We start from the raw sequence: 16,552 nt of genomic DNA, 5'->3' as shown, positions 1-16,552 counted from the left end.
GTGGTTTTGGCGGAGGGGGAACGCCCGGTCCCATCCCGAACCCGGAAGCTAAGCCCTCCAGCGCCGATGGTACTGCACCCGCCAGGGTGTGGGAGAGTAGGTCGCCGCCGACATTCAACGTGTTGTGGGCCCCCGCCAGCAGGCGGGGGCCCACTTTTTTGTATCCTCTACAGGTGAGTATCGCGGATGGTTCCGGCGATGACCGCCCGCGAGAAGATCGCGACAGCGGCCGCGGAACCGATGATCGGAAAGCCCGCCCACGGCGCGAGCACGGGCGCGGCCGGCAGGGCCAGGAGCCCCGGCTCGGATCCGGGTGGCGCGGCGATCGCGACAAGGACGACCGCAGGGAGCGCGGCGGCGATCGCGGCGGTTACCGGAAGCAGGGCGAGAACCGGGGCGAGCGTGATCGCGGCGGTCGCCGGCCGTACGAGGAGCGCGGGCGTGCCGGTGGTCGCGAGCCGGGTCGTGGCCGGCAGGGCGACGCTCCGCGCCCGACGCAGCGGCGCGATGGCGAGTACCGCGGCCGTGGCGAGCGGCCGGAGCGCGCGAACAGGCGTGATGACAGGGGCGGGGACCGCGGCTCCCGGCGCCGGGAGGACGTCCCGGGCGCCCGGGACGACCGCGCCGGGCGCGAGCGGCGTCCGTGGGTGGATCGCGGCGCGGCGCGGGGCGGTCGGGATGACCGGTCCCGTGGTGAGCGCCGCCCGTGGGCGGAGCGCAGGGACGAGCGCGGTGCCCGTGACGACCGGCCCGGTGGTGAGCGGCGTCCGTGGGTGGATCGCGGGGATGCGCGCGGTCGTCGGGACGACCGGCCCGGTGGCGAGCGCCGCCCGTGGGCGGAGCGCAAGGACGAGCGTGGTGGCCGTGACGACCGGCCCGGTGGTGAGCGGCGTCCGTGGGTGGATCGCGGGGATGCGCGCGGTCGTCGGGACGACCGGCCGGCTGGCGAGCGACGCCCGTGGGCGGACCGCAAGGACGAGCGCGGTGCCCGTGACGACCGCTCCGGTGGTGAGCGGCGACGGGATGACCGGCAGGAGCCGCGGCGGAAGCCCGAGGAGCGTTCCAGGGGCGATCGGCGTGGCACACCCGAGCGGGAACGGCGTTCGGCCGGACGGCCGGATCGCGGTGCACGCCGGCGTGACGAGACCGGGTTCCGGGGCGACCGGCGCCCGGATCGTCGCGAGGGCTCCGGACCGGGTGGCCGTCGGGGGTTCGCCGATGCGGGGGAGCGGCCCGACGGTGCGCCCGCGCCCCGGGTGCCCGAGCCGGCCCTGCCCGACGACATCACGGCCTCCGGGCTCGACGCCGACGTGCGCCGCGACCTGCGGGGCCTGCAGCGCGACACCGCCGACGCCGTGGCCCGGCACCTCGTGGCGGCCGGACAGCTGGTGGACGACGATCCGGAGCTGGCTCTCGAGCACGCTCGGTATGCGCGGGCGAGGGCGTCCCGGATCGCCGTCGTGCGCGAGGCGGCGGGCATCGCCGCCTACCACGCCGGGGAATGGTCCGAGGCGCTCGGCGAGTTGCGCGCCGCGCGGCGCATGGGGGGTGGGCCGGGGCACCTGGCGGTCATGGCCGACATCGAGCGCGCCCTCGGGCGGCCCGAGCGCGCCCTCGAGCTGAGCCGCGGCCCGGAGGTGCGCGAGCTGGGCCAGGCGGAGGGCATCGAGCTCGCCATCGTCGCGGCCGGTGCGCGGAGGGACCTCGGTGAGCTGGACGCCGCCGTCGTCAGCCTGCAGATCCCCGAGCTCGACCCGGCGCGCCGGGAGCCGTGGAGCGCGCGCCTCTTCTACGCCTATGCCGACAACCTGTTCGCCGCCGGCCGCGAGTCGGACGCGCTGCAGTGGTTCGTGCACGCCGCGGACGCCGACGATGGCGGCGAGACCGACGCCGACCGGCGGATCGCCGAGCTCACCGGCGAGCCGCTGCCCGAGGAGGACTTCGCCTTCGGCGTCGAGGACGGGGCACCACCCCCCTCGGAGGGGCCGGATGCGGAGCCCGCGGGCCGCGAGGCGGACGGCGGCACGGACGAGGAGCGGGACCCGAGGAGCTCGGGTGAGTGACGACCTGCTGAGCCGCCACGACGTGCTGCTCGCCGACCTGGACGGCACCCTCTACCGCGGCCCGTCGGCCGTGCCGGGCGCGGCGGAGGCGGTGCGCGGCGCGGCGGAGCGGGGTGTGCCCACCGCGTACGTCACCAACAACGCGTCGCGCCGGCCGTCGGAGGTCGCCGAGCACCTCGTGGAGCTGGGGTTCGCCGCGCGCACCGAGGACGTCGTCGCGAGCTCCCAGGCCGCGGCGGCGATGCTCGCCGACCAGCTGCCGGCCGGCGGCCGGGTGCTCGTCGTGGGTGCCGAGGCCCTCGTCGCCGAGGTGACCGGGCGGGGCCTGCGGGTCGTCGCGAAGGCCGACGAGGCCGACGCCGTCGTGCAGGGGCACAGCCCCGGCACCGGATGGTCGCAGCTCGCCGAGGCCACGGTCGCGGTGCGCGCCGGCGCGCTGTGGGTCGCGTGCAACCTCGACCCGACCCTGCCCACCGAGCGCGGCCCGCTGCCCGGCAACGGCGCCATGGTGGGCGTCGTGCGGGTCTCCACCGGACGGGAGCCGCAGGTCGCCGGCAAGCCCGGCCCCGCGTTGCTGCAGGAGGCGGCGCGGCGCACCGGGGCGCGGCGGCCGCTCATGGTCGGCGACCGCCTCGACACCGACATCGAGGGCGGGCGCGCCGCGGGGATGGCGACGATGCTCGTGCTCACCGGCATCTCCGATGCCGCGGAGCTGCTGGCCGCACCCCCCGAGCTGCGGCCCGACTACGTGGCCGCCGACCTGGACGGCCTCACCTCCCGCGCCGAGGACCTCGCGTTCGGCCCGCGCCCGGGCTGGGACGTCCGCGTGCCCGGGCCCGGGACGCTGATGCTGGCCGGTGCCGGCGACCCGGTCGACGCGCTGCGGGCCCTGTGCGCCGCCCACTGGGCGGCCGGTGGCGGTCCGGTGCAGGTCACCGCCGACGGGGACGACGCGGCCGCCGCTCTGCGGCACCTGGGAGTGTGATCAGGCCCGAGGCCCGACGGCCATGATCGACCGCCTGGTGCGAGGGCAGCTGCACAGAGGGTGTTGCCGCTGGGCGCCCTCGGGTGGGCGCTGCGGCGAACCTCGGACCGATCATGACACCCGATCATGATCGCGTTGATCGTTGCGAGATCCCGCTCATGGCCCTCCCGGGGACGGTCCCAAGCATGTGATCAACGGGAAGCGCTATCCGAACCCAACCCGCTCGGCCGGGCACGGCGCGCCCACCGCAGCGGATCCCGGGAGAACGACCGGCACCTCGACCACCGGAACACCACCGCGGCCGCGATTCGGCGACACCCGCCCTGTGCGGCTCTGCGACCACACTCGTCGATCACGGTCGCCGCGGGTCGGACTGGGACGTCCAGCGGAACGCGGCAACCCCGGTCGCAGGCCCGGCAGGAGCGGGCTTGATCGCTACCCTGGCCTGTGGTTGTCGAAGGTGTCACTCGACCGGCGGTGCGCCGTTCCCGGCGATCAAAGCGGGGTGGCCGCGTGGGCGTGGCGCAGCAGGCCGGGGTTCCTCAGCGCACTCCTGAGTCCCGGTGCGGGCGGCTCGGCTACCGTGGCAGGGAGCACGAGCAGAACCCGGGAGCGCATCGATGACCGTCCCCATGCCAGGGCCGCCGCCGCGCCCGGTCGACCACCTCGAGGCGGTCGACGCGGCTGTGGCCGCCCTCGACGGGCTGGCCGGCCGGCCGCTCGGCGAGCACGTCGAGGCGTACGAGCGGGTGCACGGCGCGCTGTCCGACGCGCTCGCCGCGGGTTCCTCGGGCGGCGCGTGACCGCGGTGGTCACCCGAGCCCGTCTCGACGCCGAGCTCGTCCGCCGCGGGCTCGCCCGCTCCCGGCAGCAGGCGGCCGAGCTGATCGAACAGGGCCGCGTCGTCGTGCGCGGCGTCCCGGCGGGGAAGCCGGCCACCGTGGTCGACCGGGACACCCCGGTCACCGTGCAGCGCACGGACGAACGCGAGTGGGCGTCGCGGGGAGCGCACAAGCTGATCGGCGCCCTCGACGCGTTCGGTGTGGACGTCACCGGCCTGCGGTGCCTGGACGCGGGTGCCTCCACCGGCGGGTTCACCGACGTGCTGCTGGACGGTGGCGCGGCGGAGGTGGTGGCGGTCGACGTCGGGTACGGGCAGCTCGTCTGGCGCCTGCGCAGCGACGAACGCGTGCGGGTGCACGACCGCACCAACGTCCGTGCCCTCGAGCCGGCGACGATCGGGGGCCCGGTGGCGCTCACCGTCGCCGACCTGTCGTTCATCTCGCTGCGCACGGTGCTGCCCGCGCTCGTGGCGTGCACCGCCGCGGACGGGGAGCTCCTGCCGATGGTCAAGCCGCAGTTCGAGGTCGGCAAGGCGCGGTTGGGCACGGGAGGTGTGGTGCGCACCCCTGAGCTGCGGCTCGCGGCGCTCACCGAGGTGGCGGCCGCGGCGCGGGCGCTGGGGCTCGTCGTCCGGGGCGCCGTCGCCAGCCCGCTGCCCGGCCCGTCGGGGAACGTCGAGTACTTCCTGCGGCTCGCCCGCTCCGGGTCCGACACCGGTGACGGCGTGCTGGCCACGGCCGTGGAGGAGGGCCCGTGACCAGAGAGATCCTGGTCGTCCTGCACACGGGCCGGGCCACCAACCTGCGCACGGCCGCGGCCGTCGGGCAGCGGTTGGCGGCGTCCGGCGTCCGGATGCGGGTGATCGGCGAGGAATGGGCGGAGGTGCGGGACGACGGCCTGCCCGCGGCGCTCGCCCCGCGCACCGTCGAAGGCCGGCCGGGATGCGCCGAGGGCGCGGAGGTCGTGCTGGTGCTCGGCGGCGACGGCACCCTCCTGCGCGCCGCGGAGATGGCGCGGCCGGTCGGGGTGCCGCTGCTCGGGGTGAACCTCGGCCGGGTCGGGTTCCTCGCCGAGGCCGAGCAGGAGTCCCTGGACCAGGCGCTGGACGCCGTCGTCGAGAGCGACTACTCGGTCGAGGAACGGATGACGATCGACGCCGTCGCCCGCACGAACGGGGACGTGGTCGGCCGCAGCTGGGCGCTCAACGAGGTCACGGTCGAGAAGAGCAGCCGGGAGCGGATCCTCGAGGTGGTGCTCGAGGTGGATGCGCGACCGGTGTCGGCGTTCGGCTGCGACGGCGTGCTCTGCGCCACACCGACCGGTTCCACCGCGTACGCGTTCTCCGCGGGTGGGCCGCTGGTGTGGCCGCAGGTCGAGGCGATGCTGCTGGTGCCGAGCAACGCGCATGCGCTCTTCGCGCGGCCCATGGTGATCGCCCCGGACAGCGAGGTGGCGATCGAGGTCGACCCGGGTGGGCCGCCGGCCGTGCTGGAGTGCGACGGCCGCCGCACGTTCGCGTTGCCGCCCGGGGCGCGGGTCGAGCTGGCCCGCGGCGAAACCCCGGTGCGGATGGTGCGCCTGGACGGCCAGCCGTTCGCCGACCGCCTCGTCCGCAAGTTCGACCTTCCCGTGCGCGGTTGGCGCGGCGCTCCCGACAACCGCTGAGACCGGCTGTCCGAGACGCGCCGTACGCTCACGGCCATGCTGGCCGAGATGCGGATCCAGGGCCTCGGGGTGATCGACGACGCGACCCTCGAGCTGGACCCGGGGCTCACCGTGCTCACGGGTGAGACCGGCGCGGGCAAGACCATGGTCGTCACGGGCCTCTCGCTGCTCGGCGGCGGCCGGGCCGAGGCGTCGCGCGTGGCGGGCGGCGCCCGTCGTGCGGTGGTGGAGGGCAGGTTCAGCGCCGACGCGGGGGCCGTCGCCGTCGCCGACGAGGTGGGCGCCGAGGCCGACGAGGACGGCACCCTCATCGCCGTCCGCACGGTGTCGGCCGACGGGCGGTCGCGGGCCCACCTCGGGGGCCGGTCGGTGCCGGTCGGGGTGCTGTCCCGGCTCGCCGAGGCCACCCTCGCGGTGCACGGGCAGAACGACCAGCTGCGCCTGCTGCGCCCGGCCGAGCAGCGTGCGCTGCTGGACCGGTTCGCCGGTGACGTCGTCGCCGCGCCGTTGGAGCGCTACCGCGCCGTCCGAGCGGAGTGGCAGCGGGTGGCCACGGAGCTGGTGGAGCGACGCGACGGCGCCCGGCGGCTCGCCCAGGAGGCCGACATGCTGCGCCACGGCCTCACCGAGGTCGAGGCGGTCGCCCCGGAGCCCGCCGAGGACGTCGAGCTCGTCGACCTCGCGCGCAGGCTGGCCGCCGCCGACGACCTGCGCGAGGCCGCCGCGGCGGCCCAGGAGGCGCTCGTGGGGGCCGACGAGCCCGACCTGGACGCGCCCGCCGCGCTCGCGCTGATCGGCGACGCGCGGCACCGGCTCTCCGCCTCCGGCGACCCCGAGCTCACCGGGTTGGACTCCCGGCTCGGCGAGGCGCTCGCGCTGCTCGGGGACGTCGGCACGGAGCTCACCGCCTACCTCGACCGGCTCGACGCCGACCCGGAGCGGCTCGCCAGGGCGCTGGCCCGGCAGGCCGAGCTGAAGGCGCTCACGCGCAAGTACGCCGCCGACATCGACGGCGTGCTCGCCTGGGCCGACGCCGCGCGGGAACGCCTGGCCGGCCTCGACACCTCCGACGAGGCCCTCTCCGCCCTGTCCGCCCGCCGCGACGAGCTCGCCACGGAGCTGGCGGGCCACGCGGCCGTGGTCACGGCCGCGCGCACGGAGGCCGCCACGCGGCTCGCGGAGGGTGCCACCGCCGAGCTCGCCGGGCTCGCGATGCGCGACGCGCGGTTGCAGGTGTCGGTCATGCCGCGCGAGGCGGGCCGCGACGCCCCCGACGCGTTGCAGGTCGGCGGCGCGCTGCTGGCGGCGGGCACCGACGGCGTCGACGAGGTCGAGCTGCGGCTGGTGGCCCACTCCGGCGCCGCGCCGCAGCCGCTGCACAAGGGTGCGTCCGGCGGCGAGCTGTCGCGCGTGATGCTCGCCCTCGAGGTGGCGCTCGCCGGCGCCGACCCGGTGCCCACGATGGTGTTCGACGAGGTCGACGCCGGGGTCGGCGGCCGCGCCGCCGTCGAGATCGGCCGCAGGCTCGCCCGGCTCGCCGCGCGCCACCAGGTGATCGTGGTGACGCACCTGCCGCAGGTGGCCGCCTACGCCGACCGGCACCTGGTGGTCGACAAGTCCTCCACCGGGAAGAACGGCGCCACGACCAGCAGCGTGCGCACGTTGCCCGAGTCGGACCGCATCGTCGAGCTCGCCCGGATGCTCGCCGGTCTGGACGACACCGACACCGGGCGCGCCCACGCGGAGGAGCTCCTCGCCGCCGCCCGCGGCCACCGGGATGCCGACCGCGCCGCCGACAGCGGCTCCGCCGCCCCGCGCCGGAAGGCCCGAACCGCGAGGCGGTGACACACCAACCGTGGTGCCGGCACACGAACTGCAGTTGGTGTGCGAGCGCGGATGTTGGTGTGCGAGTACCCAGGTGAACCCACCGTGACGGGTCGGCGTGCCTTCCCCGGAACCTGCGGTCCGGGTGTCACAGTGCGTGCATGAAGCTGTCCGGCCTGTTGCACCGCTCGCGTACGGCGCTGCCCGGGCTGGCTGGCGTTGCCCGGGTCGACCGGCGCACCGACGGCCTGCTCCGCCGCGTCAAGGCGGGCGAGATCGCAGTCATCGATCGCGTCGACCTGGACCGAGCCACCGCCGAGGCACTCGTCTCGGCACAGGTGGCGGCCGTCGTCAACGCGGCGCCGTCCATCTCCGGCCGCTACCCGAACCTGGGACCCGAAGTGCTCGTCGCCGGCGGCGTCCTGCTGGTGGACGACGTGGGCGACGAAGCCCTGCGGGTGATCAAGGACGGGAGCCGGATCCGGATCCACGAGGGCGTGATCTACGCCGGCGAGCTGGAGCTGGCCAAGGGGGTCGAGCAGGACGTCGACTCGGTGGCCGACGCGATGGTGGAGGCGAAGTCCGGTCTCACCCACCAGCTCGAGGCGTTCGCCGCCAACACCATCGAGTTCATGCGCCGCGAACGGTCGATGCTGCTCGACGGCGCGGGCGTGCCCGACGTCGAGGTCCGGCTCGCCGACCGCCAGGTGCTGGTGGTCGGCACGGGTTACGACCACGACGCCGAGCTCAAGCGGCTCGCGCACTTCATCAGCGAGTACCGGCCGGTGCTGGTCGGCGTGGGGGCGGGCGCGGACGCGCTGATGAAGGCGGGGCACACGCCGCAGCTCATCGTCGGCGACCCGAGCGAGATCTCCAGCGAGGCCCTGTCCTGCGGCGCCGACGTCGTCGTCCCGGCCTTCGCCGACGGGCACGCGCCCGGCCTGCACCGGGTGCAGGACCTCGGCGTGGGCGCCGTGACGTTCCCGAGCTCGGCCAACCCGGAGGACCTGGCGCTGCTCATCGCCGCGCACGGCGGGGCGTCGCTGGTGGTCACGGTGGGCCTCTCGGCGAGCATGATGGAGTTCCTCGACCGGGGACGGTCGGGCAGCATCGCCTCGACGTTCCTCACCCGGCTGCAGATGGGTGGGCTGCTGGTGGACGGGCGGGTGATCGCCTCGCTCTACCGCAGCCGGATCTCGATCGGCGCGATCGTGCTGATGGCCGCGTCCGCGCTGGTGGCGGTGGTGGCCGCGCTGCTCGTGTCGGACGCGGGAGAGGCCGTGCTGGCGTGGATCTCCCAGGTGTGGGTCGGCCTCGTGCAGCAGATCAGCGATGTAACCGGGGGATTCTTCGCGTGATCTCGTTCCGTTACCACGTGGTGTCGATCGCCGCGGTGTTCCTGGCGCTCGCCGTCGGCGTGGTGCTTGGGTCGGCCGGCGTGTCGGACCGCCTGCTGTCGGCCGTCTCCAGCGAGGCCGACGACCTCGCGGGCCAGGTGCAGACGCTCCGCGCGGAGCGGGACGACCTCGCCGCGGGCCAGCGGGCGTCCGACGAGTTCGCGCGGCGCGTCGGGCCCGCCGCCGTGAGCGGGCTGCTCCAGGGCAGCAGCGTCACGCTGGTGACGTCGGGCGCCGACCCGGCGGACCGGGACGCCGTGGTGGCGCTCCTGCAGCAGGCCGGCGCCACCGTGGGCGGCGAGGTGGCCCTCACCCCGGCCGTCGGCGACCCGGCCCGCGGCGACCAGCTGCGCGAGCTGACCGCGGAGCTCCTGCCCACGGGCGCCCAGCTGCCGGCGGCGACCGACACCGGCAGCCTCGTCGGCGGCCTGCTCAGCGGCATCGTGCTCGCCCCGGCCGGGCAGCAGCCCGGCCAGCCGGTCACCGCCCAGCAGGCCGACGCGGTGCTGGCCGGGCTCGCCGCCGCCGGCTTCGTCGCGCCGGGTACGCGGCCGCAGCCCGGGAACGTCGCGCTCGTGCTCACCGGCGGCGCGCTGGAGGGCGTCGACGCCGGTGACGCCGCCGCCGTCGTCGCCAGGCTGGCCGCCCAGCTCGACCGCGCAGGTGGCGGGGCCGTGCTGGCCGGTCGCACCGGCTCCGCGGACGCCACCGGCGCCGTGGGCGTGGCGCGCGCCGACCCGGGCATCGTCCAGGGCGTGTCCACCGTGGACGACGCGCAGACCGGGGCCGGGCAGGTGTCGGCGGTGCTGGCGCTGCGCGAGCAGCTCGACGGGCGCGCGGGCAGCTACGGCACGTCCGCGACGGCCACCGGGGGTGCCGCCCCGGCCGCCTGATCGGGTGCGGCGGGGCGCGACACACGGGGGAGTTGGCCGACTCGCCCGGTTCGTATGTACCCTGAAGACCCGTGCAGCCTCGCGCGACGCGTCATCTGTTCGTCACCGGCGGGGTAGCGTCCTCGCTGGGCAAGGGCCTGACGGCTTCCAGCCTCGGCCAACTCCTCACCTCCCGTGGTCTGCGGGTCATCATGCAGAAGCTGGATCCGTACCTGAACGTGGATCCCGGCACGATGAACCCGTTCCAGCACGGTGAGGTGTTCGTCACCGAGGACGGCGCCGAGACCGACCTCGACATCGGCCACTACGAGCGGTTCCTCGACCGGAACCTGCACGGCCGCGCCAACGTCACCACCGGCCAGGTGTACTCGTCGGTGATCGCGAAGGAGCGCCGCGGGGAGTACCTCGGCGACACGGTCCAGGTGATCCCGCACATCACGAACGAGATCAAGGACCGCATCCACGCGATGGCGGAGCCGGACGAGGACGGCATCACGCCGGACGTCGTGATCACCGAGGTGGGCGGCACGGTGGGCGACATCGAGTCGCTGCCGTTCCTGGAGGCGGCGCGCCAGGTCCGCCACGACGTGGGCCGCGACAACTGCTTCTTCCTGCACGTCTCGCTCGTGCCCTACCTCGCCCCGTCCGGCGAGCTGAAGACGAAACCGACGCAGCACTCCGTCGCCGCGCTGCGCAACATCGGCATCCAGCCCGACGCGCTCGTGCTGCGCGCCGACCGGGACATCCCCGACGGCATGAAGCGCAAGATCAGCCTGATGTGCGACGTCGACACCGACGGCGTCGTCGCCGCCCCGGACGCCCCGTCGATCTACGACATCCCCCGCGTGCTGCACCGCGAGGGCCTCGACGCGTACGTGGTGCGCCGGCTGGGCCTGCCGTTCCGCGACGTCGACTGGACGGTGTGGGGCGACCTGCTCGACCGCGTGCACCACCCCGACGAGACGGTGCGGATCGCGCTCGTCGGCAAGTACGTCGACCTGCCGGACGCCTACCTGTCGGTCACCGAGGCGCTGCGGGCAGGCGGCTTCGCCCACCGCGGCCGGGTGGAGATCGTGTGGGTGCAGTCGGACGAGTGCCGCACCCCGGCGGGCGCCGCCGCCCACCTGGAGGGCATGGACGGCGTGCTGATCCCCGGCGGCTTCGGTGTGCGCGGGATCGAGGGCAAGCTCGGCGCGATCCGCCACGCCCGCACCCGCGGCATCCCGACGCTGGGGCTCTGCCTGGGCCTGCAGTGCATGGTGATCGAGGCGGCACGGTCGCTCGCGGGCCTCGGCGACGCCAACTCCTCCGAGTTCGACGAGCGCACCCCGCACCCGGTGATCTCCACGATGGCCAACCAGCGCGACGTCGTCGCCGGCGAGCGCGACATGGGCGGCACCATGCGGCTGGGCGCCTACCCGGCGGTGCTGAAGAAGGGTTCCGTGGTGGCCCGCGCCTACGGCACGGCGGAGGTGTCCGAGCGGCACCGGCACCGCTACGAGGTGAACAACTCCTATCGGGAGCGCCTCGAAGGGGTCGGGCTCGTCTTCGGCGGCACGTCGCCGGACGGCAAGCTCGTCGAGTTCATCGAGCTGCCCGACGACGTGCACCCGTTCTTCGTCGGGACACAGGCGCACCCCGAGCTCAAGAGCCGCCCCACCCGGCCACACCCGCTGTTCAGCGCGTTCGTCAAGGCGGCGCTGGAGTACCGGGCCGCGGACCGGCTGCCGGTGGAGCTGCCCGCCCGCGAGCCCGCCACCGCGGGGGCGAAGGCCGGCGTGAACGGGGCGGCGTCGTGAGCGGTTCCCGGCACGATTTCACGGTGGAGGCCAGCAAGGACCTGTACACCGGCCGGGTCATGGCGCTGCGCGCGGACGACGTGCTGATGCCGGCGGGCGGCGTGGCCGTGCGGGAGATCGTGGAGCACCCCGGCGCCGTCGCGATCGTCGCGCTGGACGCCGACGACCGGCTCATGATGATCCACCAGTACCGGCACGCCGTCGAGCGCAGGCTGTGGGAGCTCCCCGCCGGCCTGCTCGACGTGCGCGGCGAGGACCCGCTCGCCACGGCGCAGCGCGAGCTGGCGGAGGAGACCGGCCTGGCGGCCGCCGAGTGGTCGGTGCTCGTCGACGTCACGCCGTCGCCCGGGTTCTCCGACGAGGCGGTGCGGGTCTACCTCGCCCGGGACCTGTCCGAGGTGGGCCGCCCCGAGCAGAAGGACGACGAGGAGGCCGACCTGGCCACCCGCTTCGTGTCGCTCCCGGTGGCGGTGCGGATGGTGCTCTCGGGCACGATCGTCAACGCCACGACCGTGGCCGGGGTGCTCGCCGCGCACGCGCTGTCCGGCGCGACGGCCGGCCGTCCCGCCGACGCCCCGTGGCCCGACCGGCCCACCCGGTTCGCCGCCCGGACCGCCGATCGGTAGCCCGGTCAGTCGCGCTGACCTCGAAGCCAGGTCAGCACCTGCTGCGCGTGCTCGTTCGGCGGGAAGACCGGGTAGAAGGCGTGCTCGACCACGCCGTCGCGGATCACCAGCGTCAGCCGCTTGTAGAGCGTGAGCCCGCCGGCCTCGAAGGTGGGCAGCCGGAGGGCCCGGCCGAGGTTGTGGGCCGGGTCGGAGAGCATCTGGAACGGCAGGTGCAGCCGGTCGACGACCTCGCGCTGGTAGCCGGTGTCCTGGCTCGACAGGCCGTACACCTCGGTGGCGCCCGCGGCGCGCAGGTCCTGGTAGTGGTCGCGGAAGGCACAGGCCTCGGGGGTGCAGCCACGCGCTCCCGGGATCGCGTCCCAGCCGGCGGGGAGGTCGGTGCCGGGCCGGCCGGTGAGCGGGTAGACGTAGACGACCGTCCGGCCCGTGCCGAGTGCGCCGAGCCGGACCGGCGTGCCACCGGTGGCCTCGAGCTCCAGGTCCGGCATCCTCGTGCCGGGCAGGTGGGTGGCCGCGCCGTCGTCCTCGGGGACGGGCAGGTCGGCGGGCAGGGTCTCGTGTGCGGTCATCGGGTCCTTCCCGGGATCAGGGACGCAGGGGACGCCCGTCGGGGTCGGTGGGATCGCCGGCGAGGATCACGATCCCGTCGATGAACGACCAGACCACGCCGACCCCGAACACGACCAGCACCAGCTGGGCGACCGCGATGCCCGTGTGCCCCGTGTAGAAGCGACCGGTGCCGAACGGGAGGAACAGCTGCAGCAGGGCCGCGATCACCTTGAGGCGGTCCGAGTACGGGCGGCCCGTGACCGGGTCGCGGCCGAACGGGGCGAGCGCGTCGGGCGAGGCCGGCACCGCCACGGTGGCCTGCGCCGGGATCGCGACGGTTGGCTGCTCGCGGGGCAGGTCGGCGAAGAGCGGCACCAGTTCGTCGGCGGTGCGGGCGGCGTAGGCCGCGGCCGTGCGCTCCTCGTACTCGGCGGCGTCGAGCCGGCCGGCGGCGTAGTGCTCGCCGAGCTCGCGGACGGCGGCCTCGCGCTCGGCGTAGCCGATGCGGAGCGAGGGCTGCTGGCTCACGGGACCGACGGTACGCCCAGTGGGCGCCTCGGCACGGTCTGACAGTTGCTGATCTTCAGCACGATCGCGGCGAACAGGGCCGCCGTGCCGTGGCCCACAACGGTGAGCAGGCTGATCAGCAGGCCGGCCCCCACACCGTCCGTGACGTGCGGGAGCAGCACGACGAGGACGAGGGTCGCCCACTGGGCCGCCCACCACGCCCGGATCAGCCGGACCCAGGGACGGTACTCGGCACGGTCCGTGCAGCTCGCGGCCCAGATGTCGACGAGGACCCGCCGCGGCAGCACGACGTTGGCGATGGGGACCAGCCAGCAACCGACCGCCCAGAACCGGGACAGGCGCTGCGGCGCCGACCCGAGGGCCCCTGCGTTGGCGCGGGCCCGCCAGACCCACACCAGGGACGCGCACGCGGCCCCCAGCGTGGCGAGCACGCACGTCAGGAAGGCAACCCCCATCGTCGCGGCCGCTGCGTCGGCCAACGGGACCTCCCCGGAGGTGCACCCGGTGCGTTCCACCGGCGCCACCGCGGGTGCGATGAGGTGCCACCCCGCGAGGGTGACGATCCCCATCGACAGCGCCGCCGTGGCGGAGAGCGCGGCAACGGTGGTCGCGAGGCGACGCACCGGGCGCAGTGTCGAAACCATCGTGCCCCCCGAACATTTCGTCCTTCCCTGAGAAGGACCGCGCGCAGCGCCCGGCGGGTTGGGTAGACGTGGTCCAGGTCACATGCACCGCCGCTCGCGCACCAACAGTGGCGCCGGCACATGAACTGCAGTTGGTGCGTCAGCGCCGAAGTTGGTGTGCGAGCGGGCTTCAGCTGTGGAACAGCACGCTGCGGCAGGCCAGGTGCAGGGCGAGCCGCTCGTCGGGGTCCGTCAGCTCCACGCCGAGCAGGTCCTGGGCCTTCGCCATGCGGGTGGCGACGGTGTTGCGGTGCACCCCGAGCACCGCGGCGGTCTCGGTGAGGGAGGACTCGGCGTCGAGGTAGGCGGTGAGGGTGGCGAGCAGGTCGCCGGGCTGGTCGCGCAGCGGCTCCAGCAGCGAGCGGGCTGCGGGCAGGAACGTGTCCGTGCGGGTCCAGGCGAGCAGGAGCTGGCCGAGGCCGAGCCGGTCGACGTGCACGAAGTAGCCGCCGGCCGAGCGGGTGGCGGCGAGCCGGGCCGCGTCGTCGGCCTCGCCGAGTGTCCGGGCGAGGCCCGCGGCGTCGCGGTACAACCGGCCGACGCCCATCGCGCTCGGCAGCGACGAACGCAGCAACCACTGCGCCCTGCGGGCCGCGGCGGCGTGCCGCTGCAGCTCGGCGGCCCCCGGCTCCTCGGGGAACGTGGTCCAGGCACCCCACCCCTGGCCCTGCTCCACGACCAGCGCGTGCAGGTGCGCGGTGTCGAACGCCCGCAGCACCTCGGGGCGGATGGTGACCGGATCGACGCTGTCCGGGACGTTGATGCGGATGCCGACGTGCCAGCCCTCCAACTGCCAGCCGGCGTCGACGGCGCGGCGGCGGGTGCCCGGATCCGGCTCGGCCGTGTGCACCAGGTCGGCGAGCAGCGACGTGCGCAGCCGGGCGTCCCGCTCGACGGCGAGCCGGTTCTCGGCCAGCCGCTGCCCGACGGCACCTGCCGCCACCCCCAGCGCGGCGCGTACGGCCGCCAGCTCGGCGGGGATCCCCGACGGCACGGCGGCCGCCAGCACCGTCGGCCGGCGGCCCGCCCCGACCGCGCGGGTGAGCAGCGCCCCCGGATCCGCGGGGCCCGGGTCGGGGCCGGCCAGCCGGTCGCCCGCCCCGTCGAGCAGCCAGATCGGCCGGCGCCAGGCCGCGGCCAGCGCGGCCACCAGCTCGTCGACGCCGCCGCCGGTGGCCGAGCACACCGCCGCCGTCGTCGCGACCAGCTGCGCCAGCACCTGGTCAGGCTCCCGCAGCAGCCGGGTGGCGGTCATCGCGGCGGCGAGCGGGTCCGGGGCGCCCAGCACGGTGAGCCGCACCCGCTCGGCGAGCAGCCGGCTCGCCACCCGCAACGGCTCCGCGCCCGGCAACAGCACCGCCGCCGCCTCCGCCGCCGCGGCCCGGCGCAGCAGCGCGTCCAGGTGCCAGTCCTCGCGGTCCCCGGACAGCGCGACGGCCAGCAGGGCGTCGCGGGCGGACGCGACGTCCCCCCGCATGTCGGCGACGGTGAGCACGTCCCGCACCGGCACCCCGGCGGGCCCGCCGTCGGGCGTGGCCAGCACGGTGACGGCGGCCCAGTCGGGGTGGCGCAGCAGCGCGTGCAGCGCGAGCGGGGTCACCGGACGCTCCCGAGCGGGTCCGGCAGGAGCACGGCGTCGCAGCCGAGCCCGAACGCGTGCGGATCGACGTGCCGCAGCCGCTCCGGGGTGGCGCGCCACCACGGCGGGCCCGGGAGCGCCACCGCGAGGACGTCGTCCCCCGGGCGCAGCGCGTCCACCGCGATCGGGGCGGCGGTGCGCCGGTCGAGCAGGCACAGCAGGTCCGGGCAGCTGGCGACCGGCACGCCGTCGAGGATCGCGAGCAGGTACTCGTTCTCGGCCTCGACGCGCAGCACGGCGCCACCCTCGGCGACGACCGTGACGCCCGCGCGGCCGAAGGACTCCGACGGATGCCGGGCGATCTCCACGGTGCGGCCGGCGGCGAGCACCCGGCCGCCGAGGGCGTCGGCGACCTCACCCGGGCTCGGGCGGACGAGCCCGGCGTGGGCACGACCCAGCCGCAGCGCCCTGGCGAGGGTTCCGGTGCAGGAGTCGGTGCCGACGAGCCGGGCCGGCACCGGCGCGATCGCCCCGCCGGCCCACCCGCCGCCCTGCGCCACGACCGAGCGGGCAACCCGCTCCAGCGCGACCGGGTCGGCGCCGTCGACGAGCACGACCTGGCCGCTCGCCTCGGCCAGCGCGTACGGGGTGAGCGTCCCGCCCGCGACGGCGCGGGTGAGCTGGTCGAGCCGGGGGAGGGCGCGACCCATGAGGTCGGCGTCCACCAGCGGGAGCCCGAGCTCACCCGCCGCGGCCATGGCGAGGGCGCCGTTCAACCCGGCCGCCTCGTACGGCATCAGCGCGGCCGGCGTGACCCCGGTCCAGCGCGCCAGCGCCCGCACGGCCTGCGTGATCTCCTGCCCGCTCGGCAGCTTCTCGGCGAACACGCGGGTGGCGCCGAGCATCCCGACCGCGACGACCGGCGCGTTCCCCAGATCGGCCGGGTCGTGCAGCTCCACCCCGCCGTCGGCGAGCACCCGGCGCAGCACCTGGCGGAACGGCAGCGGATCACCACCGCCGCCGGAGCCGAGCAGCTGGAGCCCGACGACGAGCGGGTCGACGTCGGCGGCTCCGAGCCGGACACCCGCCATCCGCAGAGGATGGCAGATCCAGCG

The 16,552-nt window shown here is 75.7% G+C and carries 16 protein-coding genes and 1 rRNA gene; 11 read left to right on the top strand and 6 right to left on the bottom strand.

Going from position 1 to position 16,552, the window contains the following annotated elements; all coding sequences use genetic code 11:
- Positions 1–113: ribosomal RNA gene (rrf, locus tag ACU436_RS41765) — 5S ribosomal RNA — on the top strand; the annotation flags it as partial.
- 54 nt (positions 114–167) lie between these two features.
- Here the strand turns inward: rrf and ACU436_RS41760 are convergent.
- Positions 168–1,421 (bottom strand): hypothetical protein, encoded by a 1,254-nt coding sequence (locus ACU436_RS41760; RefSeq protein ID WP_459032723.1) that lies wholly within the window; start codon positions 1,419–1,421, stop codon positions 168–170.
- Between ACU436_RS41760 and ACU436_RS41755 the strand changes: the two genes are divergently transcribed.
- From ACU436_RS41755 to ACU436_RS41710, 10 genes are all read left to right on the top strand, one after another.
- Positions 1,389–2,063: a hypothetical protein gene (locus tag ACU436_RS41755; protein WP_459032722.1), complete on the top strand. Its 675-nt coding sequence runs from the start codon at positions 1,389–1,391 to the stop codon at positions 2,061–2,063. The two genes, ACU436_RS41760 and ACU436_RS41755, sit on opposite strands and share 33 nt — an antisense overlap.
- Complete coding sequence (locus ACU436_RS41750) at positions 2,056–3,048, top strand: HAD-IIA family hydrolase (protein ID WP_459032721.1); 993 nt, start codon at positions 2,056–2,058, stop codon at positions 3,046–3,048. Before ACU436_RS41755 ends, ACU436_RS41750 begins: the two co-directional genes overlap by 8 nt.
- A gap of 620 nt (positions 3,049–3,668) precedes the next feature.
- Positions 3,669–3,851, top strand: a complete 183-nt coding sequence (locus ACU436_RS41745) for a hypothetical protein (protein WP_459032720.1) — start codon at positions 3,669–3,671, stop codon at positions 3,849–3,851.
- Positions 3,852–3,856: 5 nt separating this feature from the next.
- Positions 3,857–4,648: a TlyA family RNA methyltransferase gene (locus ACU436_RS41740; protein WP_459032727.1), complete on the top strand. Its 792-nt coding sequence runs from the start codon at positions 3,857–3,859 to the stop codon at positions 4,646–4,648.
- Complete coding sequence (locus tag ACU436_RS41735) at positions 4,645–5,556, top strand: NAD kinase (RefSeq protein ID WP_459032719.1); 912 nt, start codon at positions 4,645–4,647, stop codon at positions 5,554–5,556. The genes ACU436_RS41740 and ACU436_RS41735 overlap by 4 nt, the downstream gene beginning before the upstream one ends.
- Before the next feature lie 36 nt (positions 5,557–5,592).
- Positions 5,593–7,401: a DNA repair protein RecN gene (gene recN / locus ACU436_RS41730; RefSeq protein ID WP_459032718.1), complete on the top strand. Its 1,809-nt coding sequence runs from the start codon at positions 5,593–5,595 to the stop codon at positions 7,399–7,401.
- A 140-nt stretch (positions 7,402–7,541) separates the two neighbouring features.
- A complete protein-coding gene (steA, locus tag ACU436_RS41725; protein ID WP_459032717.1) occupies positions 7,542–8,738 on the top strand; it encodes a putative cytokinetic ring protein SteA in 1,197 nt (398 codons plus the stop codon).
- Positions 8,735–9,670, top strand: coding sequence for a copper transporter (locus ACU436_RS41720; RefSeq protein WP_459032716.1), 936 nt, complete (start codon positions 8,735–8,737; stop codon positions 9,668–9,670). The genes steA and ACU436_RS41720 overlap by 4 nt, the downstream gene beginning before the upstream one ends.
- Positions 9,671–9,741: 71 nt before the next feature.
- Positions 9,742–11,469 carry a CTP synthase gene (locus tag ACU436_RS41715; protein ID WP_459032715.1) on the top strand — a complete coding sequence of 576 codons (1,728 nt, stop codon included), beginning with the start codon at positions 9,742–9,744 and terminating at the stop codon, positions 11,467–11,469.
- A gap of 59 nt (positions 11,470–11,528) precedes the next feature.
- Positions 11,529–12,095, top strand: a complete 567-nt coding sequence (locus ACU436_RS41710) for an NUDIX domain-containing protein (RefSeq protein ID WP_459032726.1) — start codon at positions 11,529–11,531, stop codon at positions 12,093–12,095.
- A gap of 5 nt (positions 12,096–12,100) precedes the next feature.
- On the opposite strand, the gene ACU436_RS41705 is transcribed toward ACU436_RS41710, so the two are convergent.
- From ACU436_RS41705 to ACU436_RS41685, 5 genes are all read right to left on the bottom strand, one after another.
- Positions 12,101–12,667, bottom strand: a complete 567-nt coding sequence (locus ACU436_RS41705; RefSeq protein ID WP_459032714.1) for a peroxiredoxin — start codon at positions 12,665–12,667, stop codon at positions 12,101–12,103.
- Between the two features lie 16 nt (positions 12,668–12,683).
- Positions 12,684–13,175 carry a DUF1707 domain-containing protein gene (locus ACU436_RS41700; protein ID WP_459032713.1) on the bottom strand — a complete coding sequence of 164 codons (492 nt, stop codon included), beginning with the start codon at positions 13,173–13,175 and terminating at the stop codon, positions 12,684–12,686.
- Positions 13,172–13,798, bottom strand: a complete 627-nt coding sequence (locus tag ACU436_RS41695; RefSeq protein WP_459032712.1) for a DUF4328 domain-containing protein — start codon at positions 13,796–13,798, stop codon at positions 13,172–13,174. The genes ACU436_RS41700 and ACU436_RS41695 overlap by 4 nt, the downstream gene beginning before the upstream one ends.
- Positions 13,799–13,988: 190 nt before the next feature.
- The gene (locus tag ACU436_RS41690) at positions 13,989–15,458 is read right to left on the bottom strand and encodes a PucR family transcriptional regulator (protein WP_459032711.1); all 1,470 of its coding nucleotides are present in this window, start codon (positions 15,456–15,458) and stop codon (positions 13,989–13,991) included.
- A complete protein-coding gene (locus ACU436_RS41685) occupies positions 15,455–16,528 on the bottom strand; it encodes a DUF917 domain-containing protein (RefSeq protein WP_459032710.1) in 1,074 nt (357 codons plus the stop codon). Before ACU436_RS41685 ends, ACU436_RS41690 begins: the two co-directional genes overlap by 4 nt.
- Between the last annotated feature and the right edge of the window lie 24 nt (positions 16,529–16,552).

It is taken from the genome of Pseudonocardia wallangbongensis (genome assembly GCF_054486945.1).
Note: the sequence above shows the minus strand (reverse complement) of the source record. Positions and strands in the feature narration are given on the sequence as shown.